Source organism: Paenibacillus sp. YAE3 (assembly GCF_057546105.1).
The window spans coordinates 23,562-38,778 of the sequence record NZ_BAAIYF010000001.1; the positions used below are offsets into that span (position 1 = coordinate 23,562).

8 protein-coding genes and 1 other annotated feature are annotated in these 15,217 nt (G+C 48.0%); of the genes, 4 read left to right on the forward strand and 4 right to left on the reverse strand.

What is annotated here, in order from left to right; genetic code table 11:
• Nucleotides 1-91: 91 nt before the first annotated feature.
• Nucleotides 92-691: a VanZ family protein gene (locus AC27KL_RS00105; protein WP_487168377.1), complete on the reverse strand. Its 600-nt coding sequence runs from the start codon at nucleotides 689-691 to the stop codon at nucleotides 92-94.
• A 1,067-nt stretch (nucleotides 692-1,758) separates the two neighbouring features.
• On the opposite strand from AC27KL_RS00105, the gene AC27KL_RS00110 reads away from it, so the two are divergent.
• The 3 genes from AC27KL_RS00110 (at nucleotide 1,759) to trpS (ending at nucleotide 8,862) form a co-directional block, all read left to right on the forward strand.
• Nucleotides 1,759-4,503: a hypothetical protein gene (locus AC27KL_RS00110; RefSeq protein ID WP_487168378.1), complete on the forward strand. Its 2,745-nt coding sequence runs from the start codon at nucleotides 1,759-1,761 to the stop codon at nucleotides 4,501-4,503.
• Nucleotides 4,487-7,207 (forward strand): hypothetical protein, encoded by a 2,721-nt coding sequence (locus tag AC27KL_RS00115; protein WP_487168379.1) that lies wholly within the window; start codon nucleotides 4,487-4,489, stop codon nucleotides 7,205-7,207. The genes AC27KL_RS00110 and AC27KL_RS00115 overlap by 17 nt, the downstream gene beginning before the upstream one ends.
• Nucleotides 7,208-7,289: 82 nt before the next feature.
• Nucleotides 7,290-7,590: a binding site (T-box leader), on the forward strand.
• A 261-nt stretch (nucleotides 7,591-7,851) separates the two neighbouring features.
• Nucleotides 7,852-8,862, forward strand: coding sequence for a tryptophan--tRNA ligase (gene trpS / locus AC27KL_RS00120; RefSeq protein WP_487168380.1), 1,011 nt, complete (start codon nucleotides 7,852-7,854; stop codon nucleotides 8,860-8,862).
• Between the two features lie 106 nt (nucleotides 8,863-8,968).
• Here trpS and AC27KL_RS00125 read toward each other — a convergent pair whose 3' ends face one another.
• A complete protein-coding gene (locus AC27KL_RS00125) occupies nucleotides 8,969-11,575 on the reverse strand; it encodes a xyloglucanase (RefSeq protein ID WP_487168381.1) in 2,607 nt (868 codons plus the stop codon).
• A gap of 277 nt (nucleotides 11,576-11,852) precedes the next feature.
• Nucleotides 11,853-12,746, reverse strand: a complete 894-nt coding sequence (locus tag AC27KL_RS00130; protein WP_487168382.1) for a LysR family transcriptional regulator — start codon at nucleotides 12,744-12,746, stop codon at nucleotides 11,853-11,855.
• A 178-nt stretch (nucleotides 12,747-12,924) separates the two neighbouring features.
• Between AC27KL_RS00130 and AC27KL_RS00135 the strand changes: the two genes are divergently transcribed.
• Nucleotides 12,925-13,839, forward strand: a complete 915-nt coding sequence (locus AC27KL_RS00135) for an NADP-dependent oxidoreductase (protein WP_487168754.1) — start codon at nucleotides 12,925-12,927, stop codon at nucleotides 13,837-13,839.
• A gap of 101 nt (nucleotides 13,840-13,940) precedes the next feature.
• On the opposite strand, the gene AC27KL_RS00140 is transcribed toward AC27KL_RS00135, so the two are convergent.
• The gene (locus AC27KL_RS00140) at nucleotides 13,941-15,200 is read right to left on the reverse strand and encodes an SGNH/GDSL hydrolase family protein (RefSeq protein ID WP_487168383.1); all 1,260 of its coding nucleotides are present in this window, start codon (nucleotides 15,198-15,200) and stop codon (nucleotides 13,941-13,943) included.
• Nucleotides 15,201-15,217 lie beyond the last annotated feature (17 nt).

A 15,217-nucleotide genomic window follows, 5' to 3' on the forward strand; every position in this document is an offset into this window, starting at 1 on the left:
AGGCAGCGCACGATTCGAGTTCGCGATGCCTTGGCTATAAAAAAAGCCGTCCCGAAAGGTCCAATGATGGACCCGGGACGGCTTTTGCCGTTTAAAACGGTTGATTCCTGTTCCTATCTTGCTCCCCTTGCTTCAAAAGAAAATACAGCACGAGGTATGCCGCGTACCCCAGCAGCCCCCCGGCGGTATTCATGATGATGTCGTCGACGTCAAAGGTGCCGATAAAAAGGACGAGCTGCAGCGATTCCAACGCCAGGCTGACGCCAAAGGATATCAATAGGACTTTGGGAAGCGTCATCGAGCGGACGCCGCACACCATCGGCAGCAAAAAGCCGAGCGGCATAAACGCGGCGATGTTTCCGAAAAAGTTCATGAAGTTGACCCCGTCTCCCAGGTCGCGGAGATAGCCCTCGATCTCCCGGAGCGGCATAAGATTGCTGGCCATCCGAAGCCGGTCGGCGATCATCCCGGGATGCAGGATATGATCGACCAGCTCCCGCAAGTAATACGCCGGGCTGATGCTGCCGAATTTGAACAGGATGATTTTGACGAGCGCGTACAGGTACACGACGAACAGCAGGATCACGCCCAGCTTGATCGCGGCATGGGCCGGATTCGAATCGGCTGGGCGGGCCCCGGCATTGTTATTTTGCTGGTGATATCGTTCATGTCGCAGTTGTTGGTCATACATGGAAATAGTCCTCCTTAACATGCTTCCTAATCCTAAGCCATGTCTCGATTCAGGCATTTTCGCCGTTCCTGATTTCAAGGATACCCTGCAGGTCTTTGCTATTTTTCAAAAAAACCTAAAGAAACTTAAAGAAGATGCGTTATACAAAAACTGCAAAAACGCGGCGTAATTAGGCAAACAGCTTCGTTTTTGGAAAGGAAATTTTAACCCTGGTTACAGCTTTTCGTAGGACGGAGATTTTTTAATATCGAACAAAAGTACTTCGAGAAAACTTGGCCGTATTGAAGCCATAACGCAACATGCGATGTTTTTTTAAATTGTAGTCTGATACGTTTAGTAATCTAATCGAACTAAAGTATAAAACAGTCGAATTTAATTCTAATCCCTCTTTGTCTATTAAAGGCAAGCAACTAGTCACGAATCTAGTAGCTTCGCAAATTATTTATTTACCTAATTTACCAATTACCGTATACTGAGATTTGTTTCTAATTTTATTAGTTCCTTTGCATCAAATATAAACACTGTATATATAACTTCAGAACTAATAATATAGTTTTCTGTTATCGTAGGTCTAAATCATCGAAATAGATTGAGGTGATCGGTAATGGAGGTAAGGTTTGTATCCAAAATAATAAAAAAATTAGAGAAGTACAATTGTTATTAGCAGGAAGCAGAAATAAAATCGTACCTTGTAAGACCAATATCGAGGAATTGCAAACTAGTATTTCGAAAAAATTGAAAACCCTTAGCCGTTGAACACATTGCATTATTTGTAAAGTCCCCCAATTATTTCCAAAGGAGGCCTTGCCCAATTTTTGAAGGGTCTTGCCTGATATTAATTATTCTATAAAACTTCATAAAACATGGGAGAACTTTTCTAAATCAAAGGGGCGTCCCAAATCTTATATTCTCTTGCCAAAACCCATTCCCATTAAAGAAAAAATATTAGAGTCACAGGGATCTCTTTGATTTCTTCCGGTGAAGATAATCCCGCAATTGCATTAGAGAAATTTCTTCAAGAGCTATTCGGTAAAATCTCATAATCATTGAACAGGAGCGGTTATCATATGTCTGAATTGAAACAAAATAATGCAATGCAACAGGAAATTTACATAGGAGCCAGACCACTTAAAGACCAAATCTATATGATCATGCCAACCTATGACTTGTTAATAACACAAATTGAACAAATTAGAACAAGTGCTCAACAATCCTCTTTCAAAAAGGGTACCAGTGTAGTAAAAAAAGAAACTAATAATACTATCGGGGTGTTCGGTTCGAGAGGAACGGGTAAAACATCTGCAATTTATACCATTCAAGAATATTTGACAACTGGAAACAGAAAAAACGAAAACGTTTTGCTCCCAATCATTGAGCCCGATAATTTCGGGGAGAATACGAAAATTATGGGTTCAATCGTTGGATTGTTGAAAAAAACCGTTTATGAGCTTTTAAAAGAGATTAAAACCTACAACGGGAACGACAATGAAGGACTTAGCCATTTATATAACAACTGTGTGCTCAAAGATAACAATGACCTGATTAAGAAAACGAATGAACTTATCGAATACCATCTGTACACGGAAAGCCAGTATCGAACACTTCTCAGTCAAAATTACGATGACCTTGCTTCTCATATTAAAAAGTCTTCAAGATTGCTCATACCAGATATTAAATTCAAAGAGAAGCTAACTGCTTTGATTAATGAAATTATCCAAACAAAGAAGCAACTACACCATAATGAAAATGAAGTATTGCTGTTTATTTTCATCGATGATATCGATTTGAAGACAACAAAAACCCGTGAACTGGTGGACTCTATCCTTCAGTATGCAAATCATCCGAATGTTGTAACCATTTTATCAGGAGATTACGAAATCTTGACAGAGTCTCTTACGATGGCTCTCCTTCAAGATGAAAATCTTGCTGTAAGCGGGCTATCTCCTCAACTTAGTCTCTATACAAAAGATGAAGAAGATAATAAAGGAATTCATATGACGATTATCCAACGAAAATGGCAGCTAGCACATGAATATTTAAAGAAAATTATCCCTCCTGCGCGCAGGCATCAGCTAGTTAATTGGAACTTAGAGACCATTCCTTATTTTTCTTTTGGCAATATTACTCTGGCCTCTCAGTTAAAGACATTGATGGAAAACAATCAAATCTTCATATTTAACCAACATAATTCAGATAAAATGCATCCTATTAAAAATAGCTTTAGTATATTCGACAAAAAGGCTCGCGGTCTGGTGAATGTTTATTATCACATACATCAAGTCAATCAATTACTATCAAGCACTGAATATCGGCAATATTCTATGGAGGAACAGAAAAAAATAAAATATATTAACGTTAAAAGCCTTATTGATACGATAATCCTATCATCTACAGAGCTCGCTGATAATCAGAAAACTTTTTTTGATAAACTTATACGTTGGGGGAACAATTCTGAAAGTTCATTCATTGACTATGAAACAACAAAATTACGACTCGAATTATTTATTGTCGGAGAAATGATCAAAACATTGCTACCAAACATCAGATATGACGAAAATGCTTTCCTCGCTTTGAAAAAGGAACTTTTCAGTGAATATGCACTTGTGAAAAATGACAGAGGGACATTTGATGGAGATCAAATAAAGAAAAACGCTAGCAAATGGTGGTATACACCTTATTATATTGTTCGAAGTATTCTTATTCATTCTAAGGCTCGAAATGCATTACTGTTATTAGAGTATTTATCCCAGGATAATGACAAATACTATTATGAAAATTATTATTTATCAAATCGATATCAAAAAGATCGTATTATTTTTATGAGCATTTACAAAGTAAGTCTTGAAGATAAAAATTTTCTAATCAATTTGTTTGACATATCTCATAATTTGAAAGTAGAAGAAGTGAATGATTGTATCAACTTCCTTACTGGTATTTCCATCGTTTCTTCTAAGTTTTCCATCACAGAAAGAATATTCGGAAAGTTATTGAGCAATTTCTATAATAAAAACAAGGATACTCAAAAAAATAAAGAGGATTATATTAAAAGGTTCCTGTTTATAAATACTCTAATTTACTTGTCTGATAGTATAGAAACAAATAGTACGTCTAAACATAATAGTAATAATCTTACTAGTAGTATTATTGTCTCTGGTAAAGACAATCTGTCGAAAACTTTTAAAATACTCAGAAAAATAAATGAAAACATTAACGAACGTAAAAGTAATTCTGCTGCATTAATTAGAACACTAGACACTACCTTACAGAACTTAGGAGAGGTACTCTATAAACGATTTGAAAGTCATCCTGAAAAGGTAGAAATTGTTCTTAACAAAGAATTTAAAGAAGAATATTTGAAATTCGTTAATGGAACTAGAAATGGTTCCTCTACTACAAAATATCACATTGTTCAAACTAAATTATTTTATTTAACAGACAATGATTTAAGCCAGCTCAAAAATATTGATATTTTCACAGAAATGTTTAAAGAAATAGAAAGTTTGTCGCAAAATAATAAAATTTGGTATGGGCGCTCTGAAGCTATACGATTTCTGTCAGCTATAAAAAGAACAGCATGTCTTAACTCGGAGTTATTCTTTGAAGGAATAGAATCCTCTCTCTTACAAGAATTTGTAAAATATGAAAGTAGTAATTCAGCTATTTCTGAGGATCTTGAGTTTGAAGAAGCTAAAGAAGATATGCGTGATATGTTAGAATCTGCTTATGATATTGTTCGGACAAATACAGCGAAAGCTCTTGAAAATTTCGAATTAACCTTGGAAGATGATGAATCTGATGCTGAAGAAAATTAATTTACTTATGCATATCGCTACCTTTCCGTTTAAGGATCTTGAGTTTTATGGACAAAAAGAGATTTTGCAGGTAGCATCCGATGTACAAGACATCCATAACGACATTAAAAAAGCAACTAAGAAAAGCAACCATAAAGAGCTTATTCGTAAACTATACAACAATGTCTTATTAAAATGCTTTCCAAGCAGCCTGGATGAGGTCAATTTAATATTGGAGAAATTTTACCCTATGCTTTGCGACACTCCGATAACTTCAAAGCATGTGGAGTATGCATTATACCAATATTATTTCACCATCTTAGGGGAATTCTCCGAGTCCCTGATTTCTCATCGGGATGGAGAGATCGTGTTTAAGTATTGGAAAAATGGAATGTACAATCAGAAAAAGAGCAAATTCACTGAATTTCTTAACGAATACAACGAGCAGGATAAAGTACACTTTTTTCATTTAATAAGCCGTTTTATTCCTATGGATCTTCTTGTAGCCGTACATTATTCCAACAATCGAATTCATGAACCAATTCACCTTGACGGCTTCTACCAGCATATCAATTTGGCCGACGCTCCTTTGCATGATGTATTGCAGCGGGGCGTCGCAGAGAATCATATCCATGCAACAGCTGCTTTCAATTTCTCCATTCTTTGGGAATCAGTCATGAATGATAAACAAGCAACCGATTACTTGCACAAATTCGAAACAAATCACTTAGCTACATCGACCAAAGTGCATTCATATATCCTGACTGCTCAGCTTCTGCGTATGATTATGACGCTTTATTTAAACCAAAACACCGATCTACAATTATTCAATTGGCTAGAAACAGAACTTAAACATTCACCTTGTCTTTTAGAGCACGTCCTATCTATTTTGGCAGGGTATAAAAACGAATTTAAGGACATTTATTGCTTGAAGGAAGTTCTAGAAAATGTAAAAAAACATTTCGGGTTAGATGATGGGGATAGAGATTATGATTATATCTATTCCATTATCCGTCGTGATCAGCATATCAAAACTTACGGCGAGAATATTTTTCTTCAAATGGTTATGAAGTATAAGATGGCTCATTCCAATTCACATGGGAAGATAAGTCATTTCGAACAATTCTTCAGAGTATTCTTTAAATATGTCGCCATAAAAAATGAATTCTACCAGCAAGTAACTCAGTCGACATCCATTCGAGGTCTTGACTTTTTCAGAGGTTACTTTGACCGGGCTACGGACGGGTTCACAAAAAACAATAACTATTATAAAAGTCTACTCCGAACCTTATTTCAGAACACATATCTAAAAAAAGTCGAGCTTCGATTATCGTTATTAAAAAAAGAGGGACAAAACCGAATAAATATATTGCGCATCCTCAAATCATACTATGAGATCCTTAAAGAGGATTACGGTCTAGGCAAAAATCTAAAAGTGGATTTCCCTAGGATCGGAATCATATACCATCTTATCAAGCAAACAGACGATATCGAGAAATGCTGGAACTCGTATGAGAGAGGCGAAGAACATACGATAAAAAATCTTCATTTTGGCAGTATACAGGAGAAGTATTTAAAACAAGTCGAGATGCTGCAAAATTTGCGGAAAAGAGTGCCGCTTTTATCTAACTTTATTGTGGGTCTTGATGCAGCGAGTTTAGAGAATAACACCCCGATCCAAGTATTCGCACCTGTGTTCGAGAAGGCAAGAGACAGTAAATATGATCCTATTCGTATCATTGACCGTGATGGGAATATTCTTAAAAACCAAAGCCTTTTCTTTACCTTTCATGCTGGGGAGGATTTTAGGCATATTAACTCCGGACTTCGACGGATCGATGAAGTCATTGATTACTGTAAGTTCCATGCTGGAGATCGAATCGGTCATGGTATAGCTCTTGGAGTGAATATCGAAGACTGGGTGAGCAATAATCCTGTCGTTATTTTACCTCGTGGTGAATTTCTGGATAATTTACTCTGGATTTGGGGGGTATACAGCAAATCAACAAATCTCAATTCCAGAACCTATGTCTATTTGGAACAACGTATTTACGAGATTGCCAAGGATATCTTTAAAAATTCGACCGGATTGACGATCCCATTATTATTTGAGGTCTATAAAAGAAGATTCAGGGATATACAAAATGAGAGCAATCAACTGAAGTATGAAAAAAACTGCAACTGTCCATGCAAGAGCGTCCAACATGAGTATATCTGGAACAAAGACAACCTCTATATTGCTTATCACTGTAAAAATTATCTAAAAAACATATCAGAACCTATATATGTAAATACGACGGATGTTGAACTAAGTATGTCATTAGATATGCAAAACTATCTTATCAGCAAAATTTCAAAGGCTGGTATTGTTATTGAAGTTAATCCTTCATCTAATGAAGCGATAGGAGAAATTGATTCCATATTCGGCAATCAGCTCTTTAAAGTCCAGTCTCCAGACAACATTGAGCTATCCAACATCATTGTTAACGTAAACTCGGACGATCCAATGGTTTTTAATACCAATGTTAGCAATGAGTTAGCATACTTGTACTATGGTATGCTCAACAAAGGTATTGGCAAAGAAGCTGCGCTTCTATGGATTGAAAAGCTTCGAAAATCTGGTATAGACACATCCTTTGTTCGTGGAAATACAAGTAATCATGAATATATATTAGCTTTGGAGACAACTATATCTGCATTGGAGGACCCACTCTACTGTGATTAATGCCTTTTCTGCACTAAAGGCGTCAACTCTAATATTAACCCGCCTATTCCCTTTTGCCGGCAAATGCGGTACAATGAACCCCATATTCGCGATGATGAAGAAGAGTACGCGGACTGCGAGCCTCAAGAGAGCCGGCGGGTGGTGCAAGCCGGTGGCTGCGTTGGCGGAAGTGGGCTTCGGAGCGACCGGTCTGAACGTAAACCGCGATTTTCGGCGGCGATTAGTAGGACGGGCGGCGTGTCCCCACCGTTAGCCGGGGCAGGGTATCGAAGAGGAGCTTAAAGGGCTGCCGCTTCCGTACCTGATGAGCAGGGCGGCCTTTTCCCATGGAAAAGAGCGGCCAAACAAGGTGGCACCGCGAAGCTGACGGCTTCGTCCTTGGAAAGCGATATGACCGGAAATCCCGGCATGCCGCTTTTCGCAGGACGGGGCCTTTTTGATTTCGGGAACATCGGGGAGGGCATGGAATGCAGTCCGCCGAGGCCGCAGGCCATTTTTCGCCGATGCAGGTTTTACGGCTGGCCCTTTGGAATTCGGGCTTATGGTTCATAGATTTTTATGGGAGGTGATGGCCATGGAGGACGGCTGGTGGCGGCTCAACGTCGGAACGAAAAAGAACAACTTAACCCTTAGGAGGAATTCCAATGACAACCCAAACGACAACGCAAACCAAACGGGAGATCGTATTGACCGGAGACCGCACGACCGGAAAGCTGCACCTTGGCCATTACGTCGGCAGCCTCAAAAACCGCTTGCAGCTGCAGCGGCAATATGAGACCTATATCATGCTCGCGGATGTGCAGGCGCTGACGACCCATTTCCATAGGCCTGAACTGCTTGCCAAAAGCGTGCGCCAAGTCGCGCTGGACTACTTGTCCGTCGGGATCGATCCGGAGCGCTCCACCATCTTCGTGCAGTCGATGATCCCCGAAATCGCGGAGCTGACCGTCATCTTTTCGATGTTCGTCACGGTCAGCTCGCTGCGGCATAATCCCACCGTCAAACATGAAGCCAAAGAACGCGGCTACGAAGATCTTTATTACGGCTTTCTCGGGTATCCGGTCAGCCAGGCGGCCGACATTACCGCCTTCAAGGCGACGCTTGTCCCGGCCGGGGAAGATCAGATTCCACATATCGAGCAGGCCCGCAAAATCGTGCGCCGATTCAACGAATTATACGCCCCCGTGCTGGTGGAGCCGGATATTCTCGTCGGCGAACGTCTGGACGGACTCGACGGCGGCAGCAAAATGAGCAAAAGCCTCGGCAATGCCATCACGCTGGACGCTTCTCCCGAGGAGGTGGGCATGCAAATCCGCAAGGCGAAAACCGATCCCTCGCGCATTCATAAAACCGATCCGGGCCATCCCGATCGATGCACGATGTTCGGCTACCACGGCATTTTCCGCCCTGATGGCAGCGAAGACATCCGGGAAAACTGCCAAAAAGGCGCCATAGGTTGCGCCGCCTGCAAAGCCATGGTAACGGATGCGATCGAAAAGGTCATGCAGCCGATCCGCGAACGGCGCGAAACCTACAAACATCGTCCGCAATATATCGACGAAGTGCTGATGGCGGGCACGGCCAAAGCTCGGAGCGCTGCCCGGCAGACGATGGGCGAGGTACGCGAGGCTATGGGTATCCGCTATTTCAAATAGGATCGAATCAGACGGCAACCCGCCTGATTCTTGCAAAAAGTAAAGGGATGCTTTCCGGCCGGTGGACCGGGGCATCCCTTTTTGTTCTATTCCTTGCGTTTTGCTCCTACTTTTTAGCGTTATATTCTACCGTCATTTCAACGCTTGCCTTGTTCCCGTCGCTATCGGCGGCTTCGAGCACGATGCGGTTCGTGCCGTTTGCCAAGGTGAGCTTCCCGTTGAATTTGCCGTTGTTTACCTTGAGATACACCGGCTCTCCGCCATTCAAGCGGACGCTGATCCGGGCATCGGCCACCGGCTTGCTGACATGTCCGGAAAGCACGTAGTTCCTGTTGTTTTGCTTTTTGTTTGTGCCGTCTACCGTGATCACGGGCGCTGCCGTCCCCGGAGTCCCGGCCATCTCGCCGAGCACGATCCCCAGGCCGTTCGTGGCCAAATACACCCGTCCGTACACTCTCGGGTCACCGGTGATCGCCGTGTTCGCCGCGCCGAATTGATGCCGGTCGTCATTGATGCGTATCCATGTTCTGCCCGCATCGTCCGAGCGGTAAATGCCGTCCCGGCCGCCGATGGAGGCATGGGCGTACAGCGCCATGTAACTTTGGCCCGGCGCGGCTTTGCCGAACCCGATGGCCGCGGCGGCCTGCACCTGATCCAATTTCTTAAACGTCTTTCCGGAATCGGTGGAATGCCAAAGTCCATACGGGCTGTCCCGATGGGTGTTATCCTCTGCCGCGGCTACCCAAATGTCCCCTTCCACTCCCGGCATCGCCTTGAAATTGCTGTTCAAATACTTCGGCAATCCGGTAGCCGCCTTCGCAAAGGTCGCCCCGCCGTCGATGCTGACGTAGAATACGCCGTCCGCGATGCCGTAAAATTTCTTCGGATTCACCCGATCGGAGGAGACTCTGGCACCGCTTGGGATGCCGGACGAAGCCTTCCAGGTCGCGCCCAGGTCTTTCGAGTAGCTCACCGGCTTGGGATCCGCCGCATTGGACGGGCTCCAGACCATGGATGAGCCGTCGGCACCGACCGCAACATAACCGCCCTGCGTCGCGTCATTGGACGGCGAAACCCAGGCGTTGGCAGCCGGTCTCCACGTTTTGCCGTTGTCCATGGAGACGCCCATTCTCGGATTCGAGCCTTCGCTGTTGCCGACGCGAACGACGATGTTCGGGTTCAGCTCGGCGTAGTCGATATCCGTGCTGGTTCCCAGATACGGATTGGTGATCATCGGCGGCGCCTGGGTCAGATCCTCGTGGCGGAAGCCGCCAATGTCCCCCATGGCGCTCAGCAGATGCGCCCCCGACGGCGGGCTGATCAGGCCCAATACCGCCGTTTCTTCAATGCCGTCGGCCATAACGGAAATGTTGACGTTCTGCCCTTTGTCCAGCGCCGTCACGTTATTGGAGCCGTACAACGTCGCTCCCGTGCCGTACATGATCCGGTCCGGATCGAACGGATCGATTTCGAGGTCGCCGATCATCCAGCCCAGCTTCGGATTCTGCTCCGGCAGGTTCTTTTTCTCTCCCCAATCCAGCCAGGGAGCCAGCGAATAATCGATCGTATATTGATTGGTCCGGACCGGATCCTTGGCATCATCAAACGTCCAAAACGGCTTCCATGTCTTGCCGCCGTCGGTGCTTCGGTAGATGAACTCGTCCGGCCACCATTTGTTCATCGTTGCGACCATGACGGTATCGGGATGCTGCGCATCCACGGCCAAGCCGCCGTAAGGGCTGTCGGTCTTCCCCGCCCCCGTCGGGCTAATGTCGGTCCACTTGCCGGACGCGGTCTCGTATTTCCAAACGGAACCTTCGCCTCCGTTATACGGCCCCACTTCCTTGGTGTACGTCACGTACAGGTTTCCGTTCGCGGACAGGATGCCGTGATGCGGGATGAAACCTTGAGCCGGCTGTCCAGGCACAGGTTCCCACGTCTGGCCGCCGTCGGTGCTGTGATACAAGCTATGTTCGGTATCGGCTACCCCGGCATAAATCGTCCGGGTCGCTTTTCCCCTGCTCCCCGTGGAAGGATCAAACGTGACCCATACGACGCCCACCAGGTCGTTATACGGATCTCGAACGTTGCCGACCGCCGTAAAGCTCTCCACCTTCTGCCAGGTCGCCCCGTAATCCGAGCTCCGCCACAGCCCGTTTCCGCTGCGGGTGCCCATATACAGGATGCGGTTATCGTTCGGATCGACCGCCAGCCGCTCGCCCATGGAGCGTCCCGGCATATTCCCGCCGAGTTTGAAAGGAAGCTCCGCGCGCTGCCACGTCTCTCCTTTGTCCGTCGAACGCAGCAGCACCCCGTTCATGTCGGTCCAATCGTTGGTATACGTGCCGGCCGCCACGTACAGGCGATTCGTCTCCACCGGATCGGTCGCGAGCGTATCGACGCCAAGCATGTTCCATTCTTTGGCCCCGACAAAATCGAGCAGCTGCTTCCACTTTTTCAAGGCCGGATCCCACCGGTAAGCTCCTCCGATATCGGTCCGGGCGTAGATCAGATCCTTTTCGCTCGGGTTAAAAACAATGCCCGGGACAAATCCTCCGCCGACGACCTTCACCCGGTCCCAGCTGTAACCCTGCCCGGTAGGCGCCGAACCTTTGCCGCCTTCCGGCTTGGCCGAAACGGACGGTCCGCCCATCGACGCGAGCGGCGCCGCCAGGGCTGCCGCAAGCACCAAACTTAACGTCTTCTTGAACATGAATCTCCCTCCTTAAACATGAAATCGCCAGTTTGAAACCGCTGTGAGGAGGATGGGTTCCAGCTTCTAATGCCGGCCGGTCCCATCCTTCCGAAATCGTTCCGGGTCCCGACGCCTTGCATTCGTCCTTCGGGCCTTCCGACGACCTAGCTGCAACACCCCTTATGTAAGCGGTTTCCGAAGAGCGGTATATTCATTTTAAGGGGACTGTTTCCCTAAAAAACACCCTAATAATTAGATCAGTTTTCATGTAAAAATTAGACATGAAGCCATTGCCCTATTGTCCCGCTTCCATGCTGACCGACGCAAAACGCCGCACGATAAAATCGCGAAACTCGCAGGCCGCTGCCGAGAGGTAACGGTTCCGCATCCAGGCGATTTGGTAGGTGCGGAGGCATTCAGGCTCAACGATCTCCAGCACGTGAAACGGAGCATCGAACTTCTCGAGCAGCGTCTCCGGCAGAAAAGCAATGCCGATCCCGGCACGCAGAAAATGCCCGACCGCGGAATGCTCATCCACCTCGCAGACGATGTTCGGCGCAAAGCCGGCCTGCCTGCAAAAGTCATCCGTCATCGTCCGGAACGGGTTTTCCGACTTGAGGCAGATAAACGGCTCCGCCGCCGCTTCCGCCAAACGGATGCTGCTGCGGCCCGCAAAAGGGTGCCCATGCGGGACGGCCAGCAAGATCCGTTCCGTCAAAAACGGAATCCCTTCGATGTCCGGCTGCCGAATCGGCGGGAACGTAATGCATAAATCCAACTCTCCCTTGCGCAGCTTTCCGATTTTTTCCGTCTCCGAAGCCTGGGATATGTGCAGCCTTGCCCCGGGATGCCGGGCGATAAAATCGCCAATCGCATCGGAGAAACATTTATGCGTCGTGGTTGCCACAAAAATGCGGCCGCGCTCAAGACCCGCCATATCCTGTACTTCCTTCCGCCCGTCTTCCAGCGCCTGCAGGGCCGTGTCGACCCTCCGCAAAAACGCTTTGCCATAAGCGTTCAAACGGATTTGCCGCCCTTTGCGGTCGAACAACGGCACGCCTACGTCCTCTTCGAGCCTGGAAATCGTTTTGCTTAAAGCGGGCTGGGCTATATGCAGCTCTTCAGCCGCTTTGGTCATATGCTCCAGCTCCGCCACTTTCCGAAAATACTGCAGCTGCAGAAACTCCATTTTCCCACCTCATTGATATACTTCAGTATATTAATAAATACAGATATATATATTATTCATTATCTAGAGTTCATTATAAAATAATCCCTGAAGCAATGCGATGCTTAAAAACGCAATCGTGTGAAACACGGCTCAGACATAGAACAGCAGAAAGGCGGATGAAACCATGAAGCGACAAATGAAAGCTGCGGCATTTTATTCAGCCGGAGCGCCGGATGTGCTGCAAGTCGTCCATTTCGACTTGCCGGAAGCAGGCCCGGGAGAAGTGCGGGTGCGGGTCAAGGCGGCAGGCGTTCAGCCTTTCGATGTGGCCGTCCGGAAAAACGGCTGGGCGCCGCCCGGGCGCCGGATCGTCTATCCGCAGATCCTTGGCAATGAATTCGCCGGCGTCATCGACCAGATCGGCGAAGGCGTCACGACATTCGCCGCCGGCGACGAGGTGCTGGGCTGGGCGCTCCTTTCCTGTTATGCCGAATATGTGACCATCCCAGCCGATCAGATCGTCCGCAAGCCCCGGAATATGCCATGGGAGGAAGCCGGGGCTTTAACGGCCGGCGGTTTGACCGCGTACACGGCCTTAAAGGAGCTCGGCGTCGGCCCGGGGGATATCGTCCTCATCCATGCGGCCGCGGGAGGCGTCGGTTCGGCCGCGGTACAGCTGGCCAGCTTGTGGGGGGCGACCCCCATTGGCACCGCCAGCCCGCAAAACCACGATTATCTCCGCTCGCTTGGCGCCATTCCCGTCGCCTATGGGGAAGGTCTGGCCGAACGGGTCCGGGCCCTCGCTCCGGACGGCGTAGATGCGGCGCTGGATGCCGCCGGGGAAGACGCGCTGAGAGCTTCCGTCGATCTTGTCCCCGATAAAAACCGGATCGGCACGATCGTCTCCCCCGAGCTCGCGGCCCAGCTCGGAGTGCGCATGATCCGCAACCAGCGTTCGGCCCAGCGGTTGGCGGAGCTAACCAGCTGGTACGAACAAGGAAAATTCCGCGTTCATGTCCGGCAAACATTCCCGCTGGAGCAGGCGGCGGACGCCCATCGCGAAATCGAGCAGGGCCATGGCCGCGGAAAGATCGTTCTTACCGTCGGATAACCGTACTCAAAGCCGCCGGAGGTTTGGCGTTTCCCTGCATTCAAAAAAACCAGCTGCTTGGCCGGATGATGGCCGAAGCAGCTGGTTTTTTTGACCTCTGATTATGGATTGATGAATACTGTTCTAAGTTTGTTTACGTACTGTACGTCCAGCCCCAGGCCTTGCGCAAGGGCCGCAACCGGCACGTAGGTCTTCGACTCTTTGCCCGCTTTGTTCAGGAAAGCCGCGGCATCGATCGGAACGTCCTTGCCGTCCACTTTCACCGTTTTGGATCCGATCGTAATGACGACCTTGTGCCCTTCGTGCGTGATCGTCGCGCTGGAGGTTTTATTGTCCCACGTCGACGTGGCGCCGATCGCGTCCACGATATCCTTGATCGCCACGAAGTTCAGGTTTTGCCGGATGACCGGCTTGTAAGGCGTGTTCAGCTCTTTGCCGCCCACGTAAATGCCCATGGGCGTTCCTGCTTCATGCACCGCCAGCTTCGTATAGCTGCCCCAAATCGTTTCGGAGAATACCTTGGCCATCGCTTCGTAGCCGAGCTGGTTCGGGTGGAAATCATGATCCTTGATCATATGGGTCATCGTGCCTTCTCCGCCGACGAATTCCTTGGCGACATGGGCGACTTTGACCTCGACCCCTTGCGCCGCGAAACCGGCGGCCATCTGGTCGATCACGCCGGTAAAGGCTTCAGCCGCCTTGCCGAGCTTCGGATACAGCGCTTTGTCGGCGATTTCCGGCAGGGGCTGGTATTGGTCCGCGACGACGATCAGCGCATCCGGATTCAATTCATGCAGATCCGTGATGACCGCGCCGACGCTGTCGGTGTACAGCTTGAACAGCTCCTGGACGCGGGCTTGCAGATCGGCATCGGACATTTTTCCAGCCGTCGTCAGCAGCTCGGACATGTCGTTGCCGCCGATCGTAATCGTAACGGCATCTGCGGTTTCAAGCGCTTCCTTCGTCTCTGGCGCCGCGGCCCCGATCTGGGACGCGCGCGGGTCGGGCAGCTTCGGCTGGATGTCGTCGGCCGAAATCGCTCGGCCGTTTTTGACCGCTTCCACGAAGTTTTCCAGCCCCTTGCTCTTCAGCCCGGCAATGCCGACGTTCACCGTTTCCGCGCGCCCGTGCAGCAGCGCTTGTTCCTGCAGGCGGTCGACGAACCCGTAAGGGCGTTCCTTTTCGCCTTTGCCCGGTTCGTAACCCACCGTCAACGAGTCGCCAAGCGCCACGATGCGGTAAGGCTGCTTCGCGTAAGCTTGTGCCGATTCCGGCGCGGCCGACGCCGCTCCCAGCAGCAGGGAAGACGTCAGCACCGCCGCCGAAACGGCCGATATGTACCTTTGAATAGACTTTCGCATCCGATCCATCACTCCTC

What these genes read in the sequence shown, in the direction of transcription:
- AC27KL_RS00105 (WP_487168377.1), bottom strand. Translation starts at nt 691, where the DNA reads ATGTATGACCAACAACTGCGACATGAACGATATCACCAGCAAAATAAC.
- AC27KL_RS00110 (WP_487168378.1), top strand. Translation starts at nt 1,759, where the DNA reads ATGTCTGAATTGAAACAAAATAATGCAATGCAACAGGAAATTTACATA.
- AC27KL_RS00115 (WP_487168379.1), top strand. Translation starts at nt 4,487, where the DNA reads ATGCTGAAGAAAATTAATTTACTTATGCATATCGCTACCTTTCCGTTT.
- trpS (WP_487168380.1), top strand. Translation starts at nt 7,852, where the DNA reads ATGACAACCCAAACGACAACGCAAACCAAACGGGAGATCGTATTGACC.
- AC27KL_RS00125 (WP_487168381.1), bottom strand. Translation starts at nt 11,575, where the DNA reads ATGTTCAAGAAGACGTTAAGTTTGGTGCTTGCGGCAGCCCTGGCGGCG.
- AC27KL_RS00130 (WP_487168382.1), bottom strand. Translation starts at nt 12,746, where the DNA reads ATGGAGTTTCTGCAGCTGCAGTATTTTCGGAAAGTGGCGGAGCTGGAG.
- AC27KL_RS00135 (WP_487168754.1), top strand. Translation starts at nt 12,925, where the DNA reads ATGAAAGCTGCGGCATTTTATTCAGCCGGAGCGCCGGATGTGCTGCAA.
- AC27KL_RS00140 (WP_487168383.1), bottom strand. Translation starts at nt 15,200, where the DNA reads ATGCGAAAGTCTATTCAAAGGTACATATCGGCCGTTTCGGCGGCGGTG.